Origin of the sequence: Streptomyces alfalfae (genome assembly GCF_004127445.1) — a bacterium.
In the GTDB taxonomy this organism is placed as follows: Bacteria; Actinomycetota; Actinomycetes; order Streptomycetales; family Streptomycetaceae; genus Streptomyces; species Streptomyces alfalfae.
Window position 1 is genome coordinate 161,893 of record NZ_QEXM01000012.1, and the last position, 19,045, is coordinate 180,937.

Below are 19,045 nucleotides of genomic sequence, written 5' to 3' on the forward strand. Positions count from 1 at the left end.
GCGGGGTTAAGGCGCGGCTCAACGTAGGGGTTCCTGCGGTCCCGGGCAACGGTTGGGTCTCAAGTCGCTCGTGGTGTCCGTGAGTTCACGCAGCGGCAGCGGATCCCGGTACTCATCTCGGTACGCGACCTGTGGAGACAGCGGTGGCTCAGAACAGTCCCGAAGGGGTGCGGCGCGACGGCGCCGGCGACGTACGGCGCGACCGCCCCCGACGGGCACGGCGTAAGGGCGGCGTCGACGCCGGTGAACCCGCCGAGATCGGCCGGCGCGTCTCCCGGCTGCGCGCCGAACGCGGGCTGACCCAGAAGCAGCTGGCCGAGCCCGCCTACACCCCCGCCTACATCTCCACCCTGGAGTCGGGGAAGGCGCGGCCCTCCGAGGCCGCGCTGCGCCACCTCGCCGAACGTCTCGGCGTCAGCCACGAGGAGCTGGCCACGGGCCGCCCCGCCGAACTCGCCGCGGGACTGCGGCTGCGGCTCACCGACGCCCGGCTCGCGCTGGCCTCCGGCGCGCCCGAGGACGCCGCCGCGCTCTTCGAGGCGCTCCACGAGGAGGCCGTGCGGCACGCGCTCGCCCCGGAGCAGGCGGCGGCGCTGCTCGGCCTCGGGGACTGCCTGCTGGAGTCCGGCGCGCTCGCCGGGGCCCGCGACTGCTTCGCCTCCGTCGAGCGGCTGCTCGCCGACGAGCCGCTGCCGCGCCGGGTGCCCGCCATCCGGGGCCGCGCCACCGCCCACCTGCTCACCGGCGAGCTGCGCTACGCCTGCTACCTCCTGGAGACCGCGCTCGACGAGCTGAACGCGTCGGGCCTGCACGACCCGGAGGCCCTGCTGCTGCTCTACACCGCGTCCATCGCCCCCTACATGGACATGGGGGCGCACGTCCGCGCGGCACACGCCGCCGAGCTCGCGCTCGCCCTCGCTCCGAGCGTGAGCGACCCCGCGCTGATCGCGGGCATGCACCGCGGGGTGGCCCGCACGCTGATCGCCGAGGGCCGCATCGCCGAGGCCGACGCCTCCCTCGCCAAGGCCCAGGAGCTCTACCGGCAACTTCAGATCCGCACCGAACTGGCCCACTGCCACTGGATGCGCGGCTACGTCCACGCCCAGCACGGGAACCTGGAGCACGCCGAGAGCGAGCTGCGCACCGCCCGCTCCATCCTGGCCGCCAAGCGGGCCGCGCTCTTCACCGAGCAGGTCGAGGTCGAGCTGGCGGACGTCCTGCGCCGGCGGGGCAGGCCCGGCGAGGCGGAGGCGCTGCTGCGGCCCCTCCTGGCCGCCCGCACCGCCGAAGCCCCGGGCGACGACCTCGCGAAGGACGGTGCGGAAAACGGCACGGACCGCACGGGCGCCCTCGGGGCCGCGCGCGGCGCGGTCCACGCGGGCGGCGCGCACCGGCTGCTCGGGCTCATCGCCGAGGAGCGCGGCGACACCGAGGCCGCCGAGGAGCACTACTGCGCGGCCCTGTCCCTGCTCGAACGCTCCAGCGCGGCGGGCGACCTCGCCGACCTCTGCCGTCTCCTGGGCGACCTGCTGCGCCGCACCGGCCGGGTGGAGGCCGCGATGGACGCCTACCGCACCGGCCTCGGCCACCGCGCGGCACCCGGCACGACGACGCTGGGCCCGGCGCCGGCGACGCCCCCGTTCCGGCCCCCGCGGGTCCCGGGGGCGCTCTAGACCCCGCGCCTCCCGGGGCTCTGGACCCCGCGGGTCCCGGGACCGTCAGGCCGCGCGGCCCCGCAGCCGGCGTGCCGCTTCGAGCGCGCGGTCGGCGTGGGCGCTCATGCGGATCTCGCTGCGGACCACCTCGGCGACCGTGCGGTCCCTCCCGATGACGAACGTGACGCGCTTGGTCGGCGCGAGGGAGAAGCCCCGGGTCACGCCGAACCGGTCGCGCACCACGCCCTCGGGGTCCGAGAGCAGCGGAAAGCCGAGGCCGTGCCGCTCGGTGAACTCCATCTGGCGCTCGACCCCGTCGGAGCTGATGCCCACGGGCCGCGCGCCCGCCGCCGCGAACTCCGCGGCCAGGTCGCGGAAGTGGCAGGCCTCGGCGGTGCACCCCGGGGTGAGGGCGGCCGGGTAGAAGAACAGCACGACGGGTCCGTCTTCCAGGAGTTCACCGAGGCTTCGCTCGACGCCGGTCTCGTCCGGCAGCGTGAAGTCCTCGACGGTGTCCCCGACCGCCACGCGCGCCGTCATGCCGGGCTCCCCTGGGACGTACGGCCGATGAGCGACACGGTGCCTCCTCGAATGAGCGGGAGCGCAACACTACTGGATGGTAGGAGCGGGCCGGTGAGCGTCCGTCACCGAGCCCGCGCGCACCCCCTCCGACCAGCCTTGATCCCCGTCCGCACCCACGTGCGATGCTGGGCAGCGCCGAAAGGCACCGAGCAAGCGCAAGCGGGAGTACGGGGAACGCGATGGCATCGGCACAACGGACAGCGAAGGGCGTCTGGGACCGCTTCTCGGCGTCCGACCCGGGGCTTCTGCGCCTCATGGCGGGCCTGCGCACGGTGGGGGCGATCCTGCTCGCCCTGGCCGTGCTCGCCCTGATCGGGACCCCGGTGACGCAGTTGGTCGCCGGCGCGATAGCGGCCATGGTCGCCACCTTCGCGATCCAGGAGAAGGAGGTGCGCGGCCAGGCCGTCACGCTGGCGCTCGGCCTGCCCGTGGCGCTCGCGGCCATCGCCCTCGGAGCGCTGCTGAACTCCCGCGTCATCGCGGGTGACCTCTTCTTCGTCCTGCTGATCTTCGCGGCGGTGTACTCGCGGCGCTTCGGCGACCGGGGCACCGCGCTCGGCCTGATCGGCTTCCAGATCTACTTCGTCTCGCTCTTCGTGAGCGCGCCCGTCTCCGCGATCCCCGGCCTCTGGCTGACGCTGACCGTGGCCTTCGCGTGCAGCGCGTTCGTCCGGTTCGCGGTGGTGCCCGAGACGCCGGAGCGCACCCTGCGGCGGCTGCGCGAGGCGTTCCGGGCCCGGCTCGCGCAACTGGTCGCCCATCAGATCGACCTCCTCGAAGCCGATGCCGACGACGTCGACAAGGTCCTCGACGACCTGCGGCGGAGCACCGCACGGCTGCACGAGGCCGCGCTGATGATCCAGGGCCGCCTCGCGGAGGGCACGCGCGACGCCTCCGCGGCGGCGCTGCTGCAGCGCAGGGTCGCCGACGCCGAGATCGCCGCCGAGCGCCTGGGGGTCCTGCTCCTCAACGCCCGCAGCGCCGAGCGCGTCGACACCCTCACGCTGCATCTGCCGCAGTCCGCCGCACCCCTGCCGCCGCGCGCGCGGCTCGCGGACGACGCGGGGTCGGCGCTGCGCAGGGACCTGCGGGCCCTGCACCTGCTCGTGGTGCGCCTGGTGCCCGACGACCGCGGCACGGCACTCCCCTACGTACGCAACCGCCTGCTCGGCTACCGCGAGGAACAGGGGCTTCCCCAGGGCTCACCGGCGATCCAGGACTGCTTCCGCGCGGTCGGCGAGGCGGCCCGCGCCATCCTCGGTCTGCGGCTCGCGGTGGACGGGGCGCGCGACGAGGAGTACGACAGCCCCGAGGCGGCCCGCTCCCGCGAGGAGTTCGAGGCGGAGGAGATCTCGATCGCCGGGGAGGCGGCCGACGCCGACGAGGAGGAGCCCGCCGGGTTGCGGCGCCCCACCACCAGGGCGGCGGTGCAGGTGGCGGTGGGCTCCGCGCTCGCGATCGTCGGCGGCGAGTTCCTCTCCACGCAGCGCTGGTACTGGGCCGTCCTCACCTGCTGGGTCGTGTTCCTCAACACCGCGTCGACCGGTGAGATCCTGGTCAAGGGCTACCGCCGGCTGCTCGGCACGGTCCTCGGCGTGGTGGCGGGGGTGGCGCTCGCGGGGGCCGTGGGCAACCACACCTGGCTCGCGTTCGCGCTCGTCCTGCTCTGCGTCTTCGGCATGTTCTTCACGGCCCCGCTGTCGTACGCGCTGATGTCCTTCTTCGTCACCGCGATGCTCGGCCTGCTGTACACCCTGCTCAACACCTACAGCCTCGACGTCCTCGTGCTGCGCGTCGAGGAGACCGCGCTCGGCGCGGCCTGCGGCATCATCGCGGCCGTCCTCATCCTGCCCGTGCGGACCTCGCACCGCACCGACGAGGAGCTCGGCACCGTCCTCGCCCGGCTCCGTGACGTCGTGTCGGCCGCGGTCGCCCAGCTCAGCGGCGGGCCCCCGGTCGACCTCGTGGACCTGGCCCGCGACCTGGACACCGCCCTCGACGGCCTGCGCAGCTCCACCAAGCCGCTGACCCATCCGATCGCCCCGCTGCGGGCCAGGCGGCAGACCGCCCGCTACGTCATGGCGCTCCTGGAGACCTGCGCCTACCACGCGCGTTCGCTCGCGGCGACCGCGGAGCTGGTGCCCTCCAGCAAGAGCGTCGCGGCCGACGCCCGGCTCGCCATCGCCGGGCAGCGCATCACCCACAACATCGACCTCATCGCCGCGCACGTGCGCGCCGAGGAGACCACCGGCGCCATCGAGTCGGGCGCCAGCATCGCGTCCATGCTGGACAGCGGCCGCCACGAGGTGCTGCGCACGGGTTCGGTCGCGTTCCGCGTGCTGCGCCATCTGCAACGCCTCGACGAGGGCATCGTCGGCCTCGCACGACCGCTCGGGGTACCGCTGGAGAAGCGGGCGGAGCACCGCCCCTGATCGCGGGCCGCGAGGGCCGCCCGCCGGGGCTCCGGCGGGCGGCACGCCTCAGCGGTCGCCGAATGCACGAATTGAATTCCCCCGGCAATTGACAGCGACGCCAGAACATGGCTCGACCGCTTACCTTTCCCGCATTTGACAACTGCCTTTTCATATGGCCCCTTTGACCCGCGAAAACCGTAATTGACAGGGGTCGGATCATTGCCTACGGTCCGCTCGTCTCCTTTACCGCCGAGCGGACCAGAAGGTAATTCATGACGCCGTCCCCGACGCTGCCGAAATCCCGGCAGCAGTTGATCCTCGCCGTTCTCATGTCGTGCTCGCTGCTGATCTGGCTCGACAACACCGTCCTCAGCACGACCCTGGAGACCCTCGCCGACCCGGTCCGCGGGCTGGACGCGGGCCCCGCCCAGCTCCAGTGGGCCACCGGTTCGTACACGCTGGCCTTCGCCACCCTGATGTTCACCGCGGGCGCGCTGGGCGACCGCTTCGGCCACCGCACGGTGCTCGTGGCCGGCCTCGTGGTGTTCGCCGGGGCGTCGGTCTGGGCGGCGTACGCCGGCGACGCGGACCAGCTGATCGCCGCCCGCGCCGCGATGGGGGTGGGCAGCGCGCTGATCATGCCCGCCAACCTGGCCATTCTGATGTGGACCTTCACCGGCCCCGAACGGGCGGCGGCGATCGCCGTCTCCTCGACGTCCGCCGGTGTCGGAATGGCCGTGGGCCCCGTCCTTGCCGGGTTTCTCCTCGACCATTTCTGGTGGGGCTCGGTCTTTCTGGTCAATGTCCCCGTCGTGGTGGTGGCATTGCTCGGCATCGCCGTGCTGGTCCCGAATTTCCGCAGCCCCTCCCCGAGGCCTCTCGACCCGGCCGGAATGCTGCTTTCGATCAGCGGGCTCGCGGCGGTGGCCTACGGGCTGATCCGTGCGGGGCAGGTGGCCGCCTGGAGCCGTACGGACGTCTGGGCGCCGATCGTCGTCGGACTGCTCCTGCTCGCCGCGTTCGTCCGCGTCGAACTGCGGAGCAAGGCGCCCGGCTTCGACCCCCGGCTGCTCGCGCGACGCGCCTTCGGCGGCGGCAACGCGGCGCTCGGACTGCTCCTCTTCGCCGTCGCCGCCATCACCTTCTACAACGCGTTCTACCTCCAGGGCGCCCGCGGCTTCTCGCCGATGGAGGCGGGGACGGCCGGTCTCCCGACCGCGCTCGGCGCCGTCCTGGGCGCGCCCCTCGGCGCGCGTCTGGTCCGCCGCTGGTCCCTGGGGGCCGTCACCGTACCGGCGTTCACCGTGGCGGCACTGACCATGGGCGGCTACGGTCTGCTCGGCCTGCACACCCCGCTCGGCTGGATCGAGGTCCTGCTGCTGGTCCAGGGGCTCTCGATCGGCATGGTGCTCGGTCCCGTGACGGCGGCCCTGATCAGCTCCCTGCCGCTGGACCGGGCCGGCGCCGGGTCCGCCGTCACCAACACCGTGCGCCAGACCGGCAGCGTGATCGGCATCGCGGTGGGCGGCACGCTGATGTCGATCGCGTACCGGAGCGCCATCGAGCCCTCCCTGCACGGTGTCCCCGGGCCGCTGCGGGAACAGGCGCGGGTCTCCGCCGAACAGGCCCGCCACGCCGCCGCCGCGAGCCACCGGCCCGCCCTCGCGCATGCCGCCGACGACGCGTTCATCCACGCCATGCATGTCGGCGCGGCCTGGGTCATGCTCGTCACCCTCGTCGGGGCGGCGGTGCTGGCGGGGTCCCTGCGGCCCGCCCGGACCGTCAGGACCGGTCCCCCGGCGTCGGCCTCGCCCGGCCGTCGCGCCAGTGGCTCGGAGACGTCCCGTACGCGGCCCCCAAGCTCCGGCTGAGGTGCGTGGCCCCACTCGTCGCCACCGGCGGCAGCGGGCGCGGATGCCCCGCTCAGCGCTTCAGCACACCGTCCAGCCACGCGACGGCCTCCGGGGTCACCGGGTCGGCCAGGTCGGCGTACTCCTCGTGCTTCGTCAGGAACTTCGCCACATACGGACAGATCGGCACGGCGCGCATGCCCCTGTCGCGTACGTCGTCCAGCGCCTCCCGCACGAGGACCGAGGCGAGGCCCTGTCCCGCGTGGGCGTCGTCGATCTCGGTGTGGAAGAACACGCGCCGGTCGTCGCGGTCACGGAACGCGGTGAAGCCCGCGCTCTCGCCGTCGACCAGGATTTCGTAGCGGTGCCTGGCGTCCACGAGCCGGACGGTCGGGGTGGCTGCGGGCTGCGTCGTCATCGTCACTCTGCCTTTCGGTGGCGCGCGGCCCACGCCGGTACCCGCGTGGCCGCACCCGGTGAACTCCCACCCTATAGCAGGAGTTTCATGGGCTTTGCGCAGGTCAGAGGTGTCTCGTCCGCCGTCCGCCGGCCTGTGAAAGACTCGGGTGGACGGACCGCGGTCATGGGGAGGCACGCGTTGGGATCGACCGAACTGCCGATCACCCTCGACCGCGACGGCGCCGTGCCCCTCCAGCAGCAGGTGTGCGACCAGATCGTGGCGCTGGTGCGCTCGGGCCGGCTGCGCGCCGGGGACACCGTGCCCGCCTCCCGCGAACTCGCCGAGCGGCTCGGCGTCTCCCGCACCGTGATCCTCCGGGCCTACGAACTGCTGCGCGCCAACGGCATCCTCACCGCGCGCCGGGGGTCCGGCACCCAGATCGCCGGGGAACCGGCGCCCGCCGCGGCGCCGGGACCGCCGGCCGTGTCCGCCGCGCCGCTCACCCCCCAGCCCCCCAGGCCCACCGATGCCGGGCACACGCTGTGGCAGCCGTGGGAGCCGCCGCCGATGCGCCGCAAGAGCGGTTCGTTCGACTTCCGGCACGGCACGCCCGCCCTGTCGAGCTTTCCCGTGGCCCGCTGGCGGCAGTCCCTGGCCGACGCCTATGGAAGGGCCGACGAGACCACCCTCGGCTACGGACTCGCCGAGGGCTCCCTCGCGCTGCGCGCCGAGATCGCCACCCTCGTGCGGCAGAGCCGTGCCCTGCACACCTCCCCCGACCGCATCGTGGTCACCAACGGCGCGACCCAGGCCATGGACATCCTCGTCCGCGCGCTGCTCGCGCCCGGCGACATCGTGGTGATCGAGGACCCGAGCCACACCGTGCTGCGGCAGATCTTCGGCTCGTCCGAGGCCGTCGTGGTCCCGGTGGCCGTGGACGAGGAGGGTCTGCGTGTGGCGGACATCGACGCCCGCGTGCGGGCGCACGGCCACGACCCGGCCCGGGTGCGCCTCGTCTATGTGACGCCGTCCCACCAGTTCCCGACCGGCCACGTGATGTCCCAGGCGCGGCGGCGGGCGCTGGTGCGGTGGGCCCACGAGCGCGGAGCCACCGTCCTGGAGGACGACTACCACAACGAGTACCACTTCTCCGGCGAGCGGCTGCCCGCCCTCGCCTCCGACCAGGACAGGGACGTCGTCGTCTACGTCGGCAGCTTCAGCAAGACCCTCTTCCCGGCGCTCCGCATCGGGTACGCGATCCTCCCCCGGCGCCTGGTCCAGCCCTTCCTCGGCATCAAGTGGATCACCGACCGGCTCACGCCGACCGTCGACCAGGAAGGGCTCGCCGACTTCATCTCCTGCGGCGCGTACGCCCGGCACATCAGCAAGATGACCCGGCTGTACCGACAGCGCAGACACCGGCTCCTCGAAGCGCTCTACGAACACTTCGGGGCCGGGGTGCGGCTCTCCGGCGAGGCCGCGGGCCTGCACGTCCTGGTCACGCTGCCGGGTCTGCGCGGCCAGGACGAGGCGGGGATCGCCCGCCGCGCGGCGGCGCTCGGGGTGCGGATCTACCCCGCGTCCGGGTACTACGTGCAGGACCCGCCGTCGGAACCGGCCTTCCTGATGGGTTACGCGGCGCTGTCCGCGGCGCACATCACCGAGGGAGTGGCGCGTCTGGCAGCCGCGGTGCAGGAGCCGGCGGCGGTGCGTCCCGCGTGAACCCGGGCCTGCGGAACCGGTCCCGCTGGGCGAAGGGGACCGTGCAGTCGAAGACCGCCTTGGCCGTGCGGCCGTCGGCCGACACCGTCGGGGAGTAGAGGGGTGACTGCGTCGGGTCGAGGGGGAAGCCCTCGCGGTCCGGGAGCACCACCACGTCCTGGTCGGCCTGGAGCCGGGTGGCCATCGCCCACCACAGGTCCTGGTCGGACTCCGGGTCCACGTCGTCGTCGACCGCCACCACCAGCTTGATCATGCGGAACTCCTCCAGGATCGCCCGGCAGTGGTCCCGGACCGCGGCGTCGTCGGCGGCGGCCCGTTTGCGCCGCCACTGCACGACCGCCATCAACTGCCCGCCCCCGGCGGTGTGGCAGTGCACCGAGGAGACCGGTGCGCCGCGCCGCGAGAGCCGTTCGAGCACGGCGGCCTCCATGCCGAAGCCGAGCAGGACCGACTGTTCGTGGCCGGGGCCCGACACGGCCTGGAGGATCGCTCCCGGCCTGGCCGTGATCCCGGTGATCCTGATGACCGGGAGCGCGGGGTGGGCGCGGCCCTGGTAGCCGAGGAACTCCAAAGTGGCAGCGGCCCCTCCGGGGTTCTCCGGCATGGTGTCCGCGAGGAGTTCGCCCTCCAGGACGTACTCGGCGTGCGCGATGCAGTCGGTGTCCACCGTCCGGCAGGGCATCAGCTCGACCGGGGCCCCGCCGAGCGCCCCGGCCACCGCCAGCTCGTCGAGGCCGGCGGGGACCAGGGACGTCGGGCAGCACGAGGCGAGGAGCACGGCGGGGGCGACACCCAGGTGGATGGCGACGGGCAGGCTCTCGCCGCGGCGCAGCGCGGCCTGATGGGCACGCTCCAGGTCGCGGCCCGGCACCATCCAGATGGTCAGCAGGTCGGGACCCTGCACGCACATCCGGTGGATGGACAGGTTCCGCACACCGGTCTCGGGGTCGGTGGCGAGCACCGCGCCGAGCGTCAGATAGGGCCCGGCGTCCTCGTCGGTGAGCACCGGGATCGGCAGCGTGGTGAGGTCCGGTGCGCACGCGGTGCGGCGGATCGCGGCAGCGTCTTCGACGTGCACCGCGGGCAGCGGTGACGCGACGGCGTCGCGCAGGTGGTGGGGCAGCTCCACGGGGGTGAGCCCCAGCAGACCGGCGGCCCGCCGGCGCGTCCCGTACAGCCCCATCAGTACGGCGCTGGGGGCGCCGGAGTCGGGAGTGACCTGTTCGAAGAGGACCGCGGGGCCCGGCCCGGTGGGCGGCGGGGCCGGGGCCCCGGCCCACCGGGCGTAGCGGGCGGACACCCCGTAGCGGGCCGGGACCTCCTCCCTGACCCGCACCAGCTCGCCGGGCGTCGCGTCGAGCCCGGCGAGCGCGGTGCGCAGATCGGCGAGGCGCCCTCTCACGAGCGGGCCCCCGCGGCGGTTTCCCGCCGCCGCTCGGCGAGGCGGTCGAGCTGGAGCCGGGTCAGCTCGTCGATGAGGGTGCGGTAGGTGGCCTCGGCGATCGCGGGCGGCATCCCGTGCTCCTCGGCCAGCCCGCGCACCTTGGCGACGACCTGTTCGACCCGGCCGGGCGAGCGGACGGCGTCCTCGTCCCGCTTGTACTCGGTGAGGGTGCGCACCACGGTGGTGCGCTCGGCCAGCAGGGCGACGATCCTGCGGTCCAGGTCGTCGATGGAGAGCCGCAGTTCGGCGATCCGCCCGTCCCCCGGGCCCGGGTCGCCGCCCGGCTCGGCCTCGGTGCCGCTGCTCATGACGCGGGGACCTGGTCGATCACGAAGACGACGGTGGGCTCGCCCTCGGCCCCCTGCGAGCGGTGCCGCTCCTCGCCGGGGATGAGGAAGCCCATGCCGGGCCGGCAGGGCACCGAGCGGTCGTCGAAGTGGATGGTGAACTCGCCCTGCAGCACATAGCCCTGGTGGCCGCGCGTGCACCACTCCTGCTCGTCGAAGCCCGCGGGCAGCTCCATCAGTCTGGCGCGCATGCCCTGCGTGTAGGCGATCTTCACCCGGCCGTCGGCGCCCGGCTTGTGCCACTTCTCCCACGGGATGGCGTCGAAGTCGATGCCGACCAGGGTGGGCGTCACACCCTCGGCCGCCGGTGCGGCCTGTGCCGTGTCGTTCGCCTCTGTCGCCTCGGTCGTCATTGCGGTTCCCTTCTCGGTATCACGGACATTGCGGAGCGTGCGGACGCACGGGCTTGCGGAATTGCGGCACGACGGACCCCGGGTTCACGGCGCGCGGTTCGCGAGGGGCCGTGCGCCCTGCCGCGACACCCGCTCGTTGCGGTCGGTCGGGGGCAGCACCGGCTCGCCGGTGAGCGCTTCCTGGCTCTTCAGGAGCTGGACCATGTCCAGCATCCGGTGGACCATGCGCTCCAGGGCGTCGAGGCCCTCGGCGTCGTTGAGGCCCGGCTCAGGTGAGGTGTTGCGCAGCAGCGCGGGAAAGCCGCTGCCGACGAGGATCATGCGGTTGAGCAGAAGGTTGTCGACGAGCTGGTTGTGCACGGAGGAGTCGCTGTAGCGCCGGCCGGTGACGATGATCCCGCCGACCTTGTTGGCCAGCGGCCGGTCGAAGCGCAGGAAGCCGACGCCCGCCCGCTCGATGAAGATCTGCATCAGATGGGCCAGACCGAAGCCGTGCACGGGCACCGCGTAGAGGATGCCGTCGGCCCGCTTCATCCGCTCCACGATGTCCGGCATCCCGTCCCGCAGCTCGCACGGCGTGAGCCTGCTGTTGCAGTCACCGCACGGGCTGCACGGTGAGATGCGGTGGTCCCGCAGGTGGATGGCGTCAAACTCGGCGCCGCGTTCCCGCGCCAGCAGGCCCGCGTGGTCCAGGGCCAGGTCGGTGTTGCCCCCGGCCCGTTCGGAGCCGGATATCCCAAGGATGGAAGGTCGCTTTCCCTGCACTGCTCTCCCCGTTCTCCTGTACGACGTGCGCGAGGGGTGGGCCGCCGTCGGGCCCGCCCCCGCTCCCCGGCACGGTCAGTCGTGTGAGTCGTGTCAGTCCTGGAGCTTGCCTGCGAAGTAGTCGATGTACGCCTGCATGTCGAAGTGGCCGTGCCCGGAGAGGGTGAAGAGGATGCTCCGCTCCGCGCCCTCCTCCTTGGCCTTCAGCGCCTCGTCGATGGCGGCCCGCACGGCGTGCGTCGACTCGGGGGCGGGCACGATGCCCTCGTTGCGCGCGAAGGTCACGCCCGCCTCGAAGCAGGCGGTCTGCGGGACCGCGCGGGCCTCCAGCAGATCGGCCTCCTTGAGGGCGCTGATGATCGGCGCCATGCCGTGGTAGCGCAGGCCGCCCGCGTGGATGCCCGGCGGGACGAAGTCGTGGCCGAGGGTGTGCATCTTGGTGAGCGGGGTGAGCCCGGCGGTGTCACCGAAGTCGTACTCGTAGCCGCCCTTGGTCATCGTGGGGCAGGACGAGGGTTCCACGGCGATGGCGCGCACCGAACGGCCGCCGCCCAGCTGCTCGCGCAGGAAGGGCAGGGCGAGTCCGCCGAAGTTGGAGCCGCCGCCCGCGGCCCCGATGACGATGTCCGGGTAGTCGTCGGCCAGCTCCATCTGCAGGAGCGCCTCCTGGCCGATGATCGTCTGGTGCATCAGCACGTGGTTGAGCACCGAGCCCAGCGCGTACTTGGCGCTGCCGCCGCTCGCCGCGGCGACCTCCACCGCCTCGGAGATGGCGAGGCCCAGGCTGCCGGTGGAGTCGGGGTCGGCCGCGAGCGCCGCCCGCCCGGCCGCCGTGAGCTCGCTCGGGCTCGCCGTCACGCTGGCGCCGAAGGTCTCCATCAGGCCGCGCCGGTAGGGCTTCTGCTGGTAGCTGACCTTGACCATGTAGACCTCGCAGGCGAGGCCGAAGTAGGAGCAGGCGAGCGCGAGGGAGCTTCCCCACTGTCCCGCGCCGGTCTCCGTGATGAGCCGCTCCACCCCGGCCCGCTTGTTGTAGTACGCCTGCGGGACGGCGGTGTTGGGCTTGTGGCTGCCCGCCGGGCTGACGCCCTCGTACTTGAAGTAGATGCGGGCCGGCGTGTCCAGGGCCTGTTCCAGGCGGCGGGCGCGGATCAGCGGCGCGGGCCGCCACTGCCGGTAGATGTCGATGACCGCGCCCGGGATGTCGACCTCCCGGTCGGTGCTGAACTCCTGGGCTATCAGCTCGGCGGGGAACAGCGGTTCCAGGTCGGCTTCGGTGATCGGCTCCTTGGTGCCGGGGTGCAGCATCGGCGGGAGCCCGCCCGGCAGATCCGGGATGACGTTGTACCAGGTGGTGGGGATGCGGTCTTCGGCGAGCAGGAACTTGGTGTTGGGCATGATCACTTTCCGGTAGGTGCTTCGGCTGGTGCGGAGGAGGACGGCTGGTCCCGCGGGTCGGGGGCGACGATCAGGCTCTTGACGCGCAGCAGCGCGAAGGCGGCCATGCCCACGACCGGCGTGAGGAAGAGGACGGTGAAGGCGGGGCCGTGGCCGTGGGACTGCCAGATGACTCCCAGGCCGACGGGGACGATCAGGCGCGCCACGCCGAGGACGAATCCGTTGAGCGCCATGAAGCTGCCGACGCGGCTCTCGTGGACGTGGCCGGCGATGTAGGTGGGCACGACGACGGAGACGATGATCTCGCCGAGCGTCCACACCACCGTGGACAGCAGCACCATGGGCAGCGAGAAGGCGAAGACCAGCGGCGCGAGCCCCGCGGCCCACAGCGCTCCGGCCGTGACCAGCAGCGCCTTGGCGCCGTATCGCTGGATCCGCTGCTCGATGAGCAGGCCGAAGCAGACCACGATGACGCTGTTGATCGTGTAGACGACGCCGACCAGCCCCGCCGACCGGTCGAGCACCGTCGTCACGGCCAGGGGCAGGGCGTACTCCAGGCCGATCAGGGGCGCGACGTAGAAGAAGGAGGCCAGGACGAGCAGGAGCACATGGTGGTGCCCCCGCCTCCCGCCGGGCTCCCGCTCGGCGGGCCCTTCCGTCTCGGCTCCTTCGGGGTCCGGCGCGTCCCGCGCGGCGCGCCTGCTGTCGCGCGGCACCCACAGCACGATGAGCGCGGCGCACAGCAGCCCGGCCAGGATGTTCCCCGCGAACATGACGTGGTAGGAGTACGCCGCCGCGAGGCCGCCGAGCAGCGGGCCGACGCCCATGCCCAGGTTGTTGCCGATGTAGCTGATGGTGTACGCGAAGGGCCTCTGCTCGGGCGGGGCCAGATCGGCGATCAGCGTGTTGGACGCGGGCCCGAACATGCCCATGCCCACGAGGGCGACGAAGAGCAGGCCCGCGTACGTCCACGGCGGCCCGTCCAGGGTGGCGAGGCCCAGGTATCCGGCCGCGTTCAGGAGCAGCGCGGTGATCAGTGCCGGACGGCGCCCGCGCAGGTCGCAGAACGGCCCGCTGAGCAGACTGCCCGCCAGCAGACCGGTGCTGCCGACCGAGATGAGCAGTCCCGCCTCGCCGGTGCTGAGGTCCTTGCCCCGCACGAGGTAGACGGCGAGCAGCGGGAAGACGAACATGCCCGCGCGGTTGACGAAGGCCGCGAGGAACAACACCCGCAACGCGAGCGGGAGTTCCTTGAACCGGGTCACCCACGTCGGCCCCGGCTCCTTCAGGTCCGGCATCAGCCGTGCTCGGCTTCCCGCACGGTTTCGACGCGGAACGCGTCGCGCACGGTCTTGAAGCGGCCCCGCACGTCGTCGAAGTCGGTGCCTTCGCAGACGTACCAGCCCAGGACGTCATTGGACCGGGTGGGCGGGGCGAGCACGTCGCCGACGCGCTTCCAGACGTCGGCGTCCAGTACGGAGTCCAGGGCCATCAGCTCCTCGGGCGTGCTGATGGCGGTGATGCGCCCGTACGCCGCCGAGCCCAGGTACTCGGTGCCCACCTCGGGGCCGGTCCGCGCGGCGGGCCGGTGGTCCGCGTCGAGTTCGAGGCGGCACCACTCGCCGGCCAGGTTGATGCCGCGCCCCGCCTCGATCGCCGGCACGATCGATCCGCCGCCGGCCCGCGCCCCGGCCTCGCCGAAGACGACGGAGCCGTCGTCGAGCAGGAAGAACTCCGCGTGCGAGACGCCGGTGCGCATCCCGAAGCCGCGCAGCACCTCGGCGTTGAGGGCCAGAATGCGCCGCTCGCCCTCGGAGAGGTCGTGCTTGCGGGAGATCGTGCCGCCCGGCTCGTCGAGGTACTCCAGGACGGAGTAGGTGTACTGGGAGAGCTGTTCGAAGACGACGTCGCCGTTCTGCAGCAGCGAGTCCACGTGGAACTCGGTGCCCCTGATGAACTCCTCGACCCGGTACTCGTGGCGGTCGTCGCCCATCTCCCGCCAGACGCGGTCGAGTTCGGCCCGGTCGTCGATCCGGTAGGTGTTGCCGCAGGCCCAGCCCGCGTACGGCTTGATCACGACGGGGTACCCGACCTGCTCGGCGAAGTCCGCGACCGCGCCGACGGTGTCCGGGCGGACCGAGCGCGCCACCTTGACGCCGAGTTCCTCGGCCCGGCGGTGCATGACGTTCTTGTCCCGGAAGTTGAGGGCCTCGTCCGGGGTCAGACCGGGGATGCCGTGGTCGCGGCGGGCACGGCTCGCGGGCAGGACGTCGCCCTCGAAGAGCGGGAAGATCCGCTCGATCCGGTGCCGGGCGACGATGCGGTCCACCGCCGCGCGCACGGAGGCGGTGTCCTCCAGGTCCGCGTGGTACCGGGGCAGTTCGCCGGCCTCGGGCGCCTCCCAGCCCTCGGGCAGCAGCACCACCGTCTGGACGCCGAGGTCGGCGGCGGCCGCCACCACGCTGCGGAACTGGGCCTCGTACCGGCCGGCCTCCGGCCGGTAGACCACCAGGATCGAGCGGTTCATCAGGGTCTCCTCCACGGGATGGATGGCGCTCAACGGGCCGGAAGGGCCGCCGGAGCGGTGAACAGCACGGCGGACGGGGCGGACCGGTCGAGCACGACCGGCTGCTGCCGTCGCCCGCCGGGACCGCCCGGCCCCTCCAGTGCGTCCAGTGCGTCCGCGATCCGGCCGAGGGCCGCGTCGACCGCCTCACGTCCCCCGTCGTGCACCGCCTCCACCGTGATGAGGAGCCTGCGCTGCCCGCGGTCCGTCTTGACCACATCGCTCTGCCGCCAGTTCCAGCGGCGCGAGTGGGCCCTGCCCCGGCCGTCGGCGTAGACGATCTCGCCGGGCTCGGGGTGCTCCGGGGCGTCCGGGGCGCCGAGGGGCAGATAGACCTCGTCGCCGTCGGCGGGGCGTACGGAAAGCTCGCCCGCGAGGTCGCCCACGTCGCAGGAGGCCACGGGGAGCCGGGCGGTGAGCGACGCGGCGTTGCAGAGGTCGACCAGGGCGTTGACGCGCGGCAGCCGGTCGCCCTTGGCGACCCGGCGCAGCAGGGACTCGGCCGCGCACGGGAACCGGTTGGGGTTGACGTCGAAGGCCCGGTACGCCTCGCGCCAGGCCGCGACGGTGGGCAGCGCGGAGACGTCGGCCTTGCCGAGCGACAGCCGGTGCAGCGCGTCCTCGGCGTCGGTGAGCGAGGAGGACACCGCGGGGTCGGCCGCCGCCACGTCGATGTCCGGGACGGCGATCAGCCCGAGGACGTAGCCGGGCACACGGTCGAACAGCCGGTCGTCGACCGTGACTGTCAGGGTGCCCGTGGTGGAAGTGGACCGATCCATGTGAATGTCCTTCGTGGCAGGTCGGGGACGGTGTGGCAAGGCACGACAGTAGGGAGCGGGCGGGGCGGCGGTTGTGGCCAATTCCCGGCGATCCTGGAAGACCACTTGCGCCGGACGCCCCCGGGAAGTGGCTGCTTCCGGACGGTGGTCCCCGGAAGCGGCCGCTTCCGGCCGCCCGCCCCGCTCGGCTCAGGTCCCGTCCCGCACGGGTTCCGGCGCCGTCGGCGTCGGGTCGGGGGCCTTGTCCCGGGCCGTCCGCACCCCGCGCGCGGCGACGAGGGTCACGAGCAGGGCCAGTGCGGCGCACGCGGCGCCGGCGGGGCCGAGGGTGTCGAGCGCGTCCGTGCCCCCGTGCGTGATCACCTGGCCGCCCAGGAAGCCGCCCAGGGAGATGCCCGCGAACGTGGCCGAGGAGTTCAGCGAGAGCAGCAGCGGCCCTGATCCCGGGTCGATCGTGAACAGCCGGTGCTGCTGCGGCGGTTGCGTGGCCATCGCGGCGAGCCCCCACGCCGCCATGGCGAGCACCGCACCGGTCAGGGAGTCGCGGCTGTACGGGAGCGTCCCGAGGACGACGGCGAGCCCGGCGACCGAGACCGCGAGGACGGGTACCGCGCCCCAGCGGTCGGTGGCCCGGCCGCCGAGCATGGTCCCCGCGATCGCCGTGCACCCGAAGACCAGCAGGAGCAGCGCCAGCGTCGTGCCGTCGCCGTCGGTCGCCGGGGCGAGGACCCCGCCGACGTAGGTGAGCGCGAGATAGCCGCCCGTCATGAACAGCAGGGTGGTCACCACGGTCAGCAGCACGCGGACGTCCCTGGCCGGCGCCAGCCGCGCGGCGAGGTCCGGCGCGGCGGGCAGCCGCACCTGCGGCAGGAGCCCCGCCACGGCCGCGGCACACACCACGCCGAGCCCGGCCAGCGCCCAGAAGGTGGCCCGCCAGTCCAGGTCGGCGGCGAGCCAGGTGCCGAACGGCACCCCGGCCACGGTGGCCGCCGACAGCCCGCCGAGCACCACCGCGAGGGCCCGTCCGCGCCGCTCGGGCGGTGCGAGGAACCCTGCGGTGGCCGACGCGGCGGGGATGTAGAGGGCGGCGCTCGCGGCGGTCGCGATCCGGGCGGCGAGCAGCAGCCCCAGCGTGGGGGCGAGCGCGGAGGCCGCGTTGCCGAGCGCGAAGCCGGCCAGCGAGATCAGCAGCACGGTGCGCCGCTCAAGGCGGCCGGTGAGCGCGCCGAGCACCGGGGCGAGCACCGCGTAGGTGAGGGCGAAGGCCGTGCTCACCCAGCCGGCGTCGGCCAGGCCCGTGTCCAGGTCGCGGGCCACCTCCGGCAGCACCCCCGCCACCACGAAGGTGTCGGTGCCGATCGCGAAGGCGCCGACGGCGAGCACCGGCAGCACGGGTGCCCGGGAGCCCGGCGTCTTCGCGGCGGCCGTGTCCGTACCCGCCATCACCGCGCTCCCGCCGGGGTACGGGCGCGGAAGGGCTCCGCGCTGCCCGCGACGGCCTCGCCGCCGAGCAGCACCAGTTCGATCGCGCCGGGGCGGCTGAGCACCGTGATGTCCTCGGCGGGGTCGCCGTCGGTGACCACCAGGTCGGCGAGGCGTCCGGGCCGCACGGTCCCTGCCACATCGCCCCGTCCGGCGAGCCGGGCGCCGTTGGCCGTGGCCCAGGTGAGCACGGTCGGCGCCGGTATGCCGGCCATGGTCACGTACAGCTCCAGCTCCTTGGCGTAGGTGCCGTGCGGGGTCCAGGCGAAGCCGAAGTCGTCGCCCGCCACGATCGGCACCCCCATCTCCGCCATGATCGGCAGGATGCGCAGGGTGTTCTCGATCTCGGCGGTGAACTCCAGCGTCTCCAGGTACTCCGGCGTCTTGCCGTGCTCGGCGCCGGTGGTCAGCAGCATGTGCGGCTGGTAGAGGCTGGGCACCACGAAGATGCCGCGCTCCGCGATCGCCTCCAGGGCGGCGTCGTCCGCGTACGTGGCGTGGTCGATGACGTCCACCCCGGCGGCGATGGCGTTGCGGATGCCGGCGAGGCCCCGCGAGTGGGCGCGGATGCGTGCCCCGTGCTCGTGTGCCGTGCGGGCGGCGACGACCAGCTCCTCGGCGGTGAAGAGCAGTTCGCGCGAGCGCCCGTTGGGGAAGGTGTCGTCTCCGGAGGAGAACACCTTGACGATCTCCGCTCCCTGGGCGATCTCCCCGGCGACGTACTCGGCCATCTCCTCCGGGGTGTCCGCGAGCCGCATGAGGTCGGAGGGGATGCGCTTCTTGACGTCGGCGTTGCGGCGCTCGGGCGGCCCGGACACCATCAGGTCCCGGCTGCACGGCGTGATGCGGGGGCCCTTGAGCCGCCCGGAGTCGACGGCCCCGCGCAGCGCCATGTCGATGCCGGCGACGGAGCCCGCCCCGACGAAGGCGGTGTAGCCGAGCGAGAGCAGCCGGGTGGTGTTCGCCGCGGCGCCCAGGGTGACCTCGGGGACGGAGTACTTGAACAGCATCTCCCGTCCGTCGAGGACGTCCAGGTAGGCGATGTGGGTGTGGCCGAGCGTCATCCCGGGCATGACGGTGCGCCCATCGAGGTCGAGGACGTCCACCTCGGGGTGGTCCGCGGGGGCCTGTCCTGCGGGGAGTACGGCTTCGATGCGCTCGCCGTCGATCAGGACGCTGTGGTGCGGCAGCGAGGCCGCGCCGAGGCCTTCCTGGACGGTGGCGTCGTGCAGCAGGGTCTTGCGTGGCACGGGAATGGTCTCCAGTTGTTCGCTGGTGCGGTCGGAGT

The 19,045-nt window shown here is 73.2% G+C and carries 16 protein-coding genes; 4 read left to right on the top strand and 12 right to left on the bottom strand.

What is annotated here, in order from left to right:
- The first annotated feature begins 143 nt into the window (after nt 1-143).
- Nucleotides 144-1,673 carry a helix-turn-helix domain-containing protein gene (locus DCW30_RS03365; protein ID WP_418346938.1) on the top strand — a complete coding sequence of 510 codons (1,530 nt, stop codon included), beginning with the start codon at nt 144-146 and terminating at the stop codon, nt 1,671-1,673.
- A gap of 45 nt (nt 1,674-1,718) precedes the next feature.
- Here DCW30_RS03365 and DCW30_RS03370 read toward each other — a convergent pair whose 3' ends face one another.
- Nucleotides 1,719-2,195 carry a peroxiredoxin gene (locus DCW30_RS03370; protein WP_062777781.1) on the bottom strand — a complete coding sequence of 159 codons (477 nt, stop codon included), beginning with the start codon at nt 2,193-2,195 and terminating at the stop codon, nt 1,719-1,721.
- 221 nt (nt 2,196-2,416) lie between these two features.
- Here DCW30_RS03370 and DCW30_RS03375 point away from each other — a divergent pair, with 221 nt between their 5' ends.
- Both DCW30_RS03375 and DCW30_RS03380 read left to right on the top strand, forming a co-directional pair.
- Nucleotides 2,417-4,669, top strand: coding sequence for an FUSC family protein (locus DCW30_RS03375; protein WP_076682388.1), 2,253 nt, complete (start codon nt 2,417-2,419; stop codon nt 4,667-4,669).
- Nucleotides 4,670-4,923: 254 nt separating this feature from the next.
- Nucleotides 4,924-6,522, top strand: coding sequence for an MFS transporter (locus DCW30_RS03380; RefSeq protein ID WP_079249839.1), 1,599 nt, complete (start codon nt 4,924-4,926; stop codon nt 6,520-6,522).
- Between the two features lie 52 nt (nt 6,523-6,574).
- Here the strand turns inward: DCW30_RS03380 and DCW30_RS03385 are convergent, their stop codons facing one another.
- Nucleotides 6,575-6,919 (bottom strand): GNAT family N-acetyltransferase, encoded by a 345-nt coding sequence (locus DCW30_RS03385; protein ID WP_076688438.1) that lies wholly within the window; start codon nt 6,917-6,919, stop codon nt 6,575-6,577.
- 180 nt (nt 6,920-7,099) lie between these two features.
- On the opposite strand from DCW30_RS03385, the gene pdxR reads away from it, so the two are divergent.
- The gene (gene pdxR / locus DCW30_RS03390; protein ID WP_062777777.1) at nt 7,100-8,623 is read left to right on the top strand and encodes a MocR-like pyridoxine biosynthesis transcription factor PdxR; all 1,524 of its coding nucleotides are present in this window, start codon (nt 7,100-7,102) and stop codon (nt 8,621-8,623) included.
- On the opposite strand, the gene DCW30_RS03395 is transcribed toward pdxR, so the two are convergent.
- The 10 genes from DCW30_RS03395 to DCW30_RS03440 form a co-directional block, all read right to left on the bottom strand.
- Complete coding sequence (locus DCW30_RS03395; protein WP_076682390.1) at nt 8,559-10,025, bottom strand: UbiD family decarboxylase; 1,467 nt, start codon at nt 10,023-10,025, stop codon at nt 8,559-8,561. The two genes, pdxR and DCW30_RS03395, sit on opposite strands and share 65 nt — an antisense overlap.
- Nucleotides 10,022-10,375 (bottom strand): chorismate mutase, encoded by a 354-nt coding sequence (locus DCW30_RS03400; RefSeq protein ID WP_076682392.1) that lies wholly within the window; start codon nt 10,373-10,375, stop codon nt 10,022-10,024. Before DCW30_RS03400 ends, DCW30_RS03395 begins: the two co-directional genes overlap by 4 nt.
- Entirely contained in the window at nt 10,372-10,767 is a 396-nt protein-coding gene (locus DCW30_RS03405) for a cupin domain-containing protein (RefSeq protein ID WP_107419628.1), read from the bottom strand. The genes DCW30_RS03400 and DCW30_RS03405 overlap by 4 nt, the downstream gene beginning before the upstream one ends.
- Nucleotides 10,768-10,851: 84 nt before the next feature.
- Nucleotides 10,852-11,532, bottom strand: a complete 681-nt coding sequence (locus tag DCW30_RS03410; RefSeq protein WP_076682394.1) for a flavodoxin family protein — start codon at nt 11,530-11,532, stop codon at nt 10,852-10,854.
- A gap of 93 nt (nt 11,533-11,625) precedes the next feature.
- Nucleotides 11,626-12,930, bottom strand: coding sequence for a TrpB-like pyridoxal phosphate-dependent enzyme (locus DCW30_RS03415; protein WP_062777767.1), 1,305 nt, complete (start codon nt 12,928-12,930; stop codon nt 11,626-11,628).
- A 2-nt stretch (nt 12,931-12,932) separates the two neighbouring features.
- On the bottom strand, nt 12,933-14,228 hold the full coding sequence (locus DCW30_RS03420) for an MFS transporter (protein WP_076682396.1): 1,296 nt from the start codon (nt 14,226-14,228) through the stop codon (nt 12,933-12,935).
- Nucleotides 14,228-15,457 carry an ATP-grasp domain-containing protein gene (locus DCW30_RS03425; RefSeq protein ID WP_076682398.1) on the bottom strand — a complete coding sequence of 410 codons (1,230 nt, stop codon included), beginning with the start codon at nt 15,455-15,457 and terminating at the stop codon, nt 14,228-14,230. The genes DCW30_RS03420 and DCW30_RS03425 overlap by 1 nt, the downstream gene beginning before the upstream one ends.
- Nucleotides 15,458-15,486: 29 nt before the next feature.
- Entirely contained in the window at nt 15,487-16,275 is a 789-nt protein-coding gene (locus DCW30_RS03430; protein WP_076682400.1) for a B3/B4 domain-containing protein, read from the bottom strand.
- A gap of 189 nt (nt 16,276-16,464) precedes the next feature.
- On the bottom strand, nt 16,465-17,718 hold the full coding sequence (locus DCW30_RS03435; RefSeq protein WP_076682402.1) for an MFS transporter: 1,254 nt from the start codon (nt 17,716-17,718) through the stop codon (nt 16,465-16,467).
- The gene (locus DCW30_RS03440; RefSeq protein WP_076682404.1) at nt 17,718-19,007 is read right to left on the bottom strand and encodes an amidohydrolase family protein; all 1,290 of its coding nucleotides are present in this window, start codon (nt 19,005-19,007) and stop codon (nt 17,718-17,720) included. The genes DCW30_RS03435 and DCW30_RS03440 overlap by 1 nt, the downstream gene beginning before the upstream one ends.
- Nucleotides 19,008-19,045 lie beyond the last annotated feature (38 nt).

What these genes read in the sequence shown, in the direction of transcription:
- DCW30_RS03385 (WP_076688438.1), bottom strand. Translation starts at nt 6,919, where the DNA reads ATGACGACGCAGCCCGCAGCCACCCCGACCGTCCGGCTCGTGGACGCC.
- DCW30_RS03370 (WP_062777781.1), bottom strand. Translation starts at nt 2,195, where the DNA reads ATGACGGCGCGCGTGGCGGTCGGGGACACCGTCGAGGACTTCACGCTG.
- DCW30_RS03380 (WP_079249839.1), top strand. Translation starts at nt 4,924, where the DNA reads ATGACGCCGTCCCCGACGCTGCCGAAATCCCGGCAGCAGTTGATCCTC.
- DCW30_RS03400 (WP_076682392.1), bottom strand. Translation starts at nt 10,375, where the DNA reads ATGAGCAGCGGCACCGAGGCCGAGCCGGGCGGCGACCCGGGCCCGGGG.
- DCW30_RS03405 (WP_107419628.1), bottom strand. Translation starts at nt 10,767, where the DNA reads ATGACGACCGAGGCGACAGAGGCGAACGACACGGCACAGGCCGCACCG.
- DCW30_RS03375 (WP_076682388.1), top strand. Translation starts at nt 2,417, where the DNA reads ATGGCATCGGCACAACGGACAGCGAAGGGCGTCTGGGACCGCTTCTCG.
- DCW30_RS03415 (WP_062777767.1), bottom strand. Translation starts at nt 12,930, where the DNA reads ATGCCCAACACCAAGTTCCTGCTCGCCGAAGACCGCATCCCCACCACC.
- DCW30_RS03420 (WP_076682396.1), bottom strand. Translation starts at nt 14,228, where the DNA reads ATGCCGGACCTGAAGGAGCCGGGGCCGACGTGGGTGACCCGGTTCAAG.
- DCW30_RS03435 (WP_076682402.1), bottom strand. Translation starts at nt 17,718, where the DNA reads ATGGCGGGTACGGACACGGCCGCCGCGAAGACGCCGGGCTCCCGGGCA.
- DCW30_RS03430 (WP_076682400.1), bottom strand. Translation starts at nt 16,275, where the DNA reads ATGGATCGGTCCACTTCCACCACGGGCACCCTGACAGTCACGGTCGAC.
- DCW30_RS03425 (WP_076682398.1), bottom strand. Translation starts at nt 15,457, where the DNA reads ATGAACCGCTCGATCCTGGTGGTCTACCGGCCGGAGGCCGGCCGGTAC.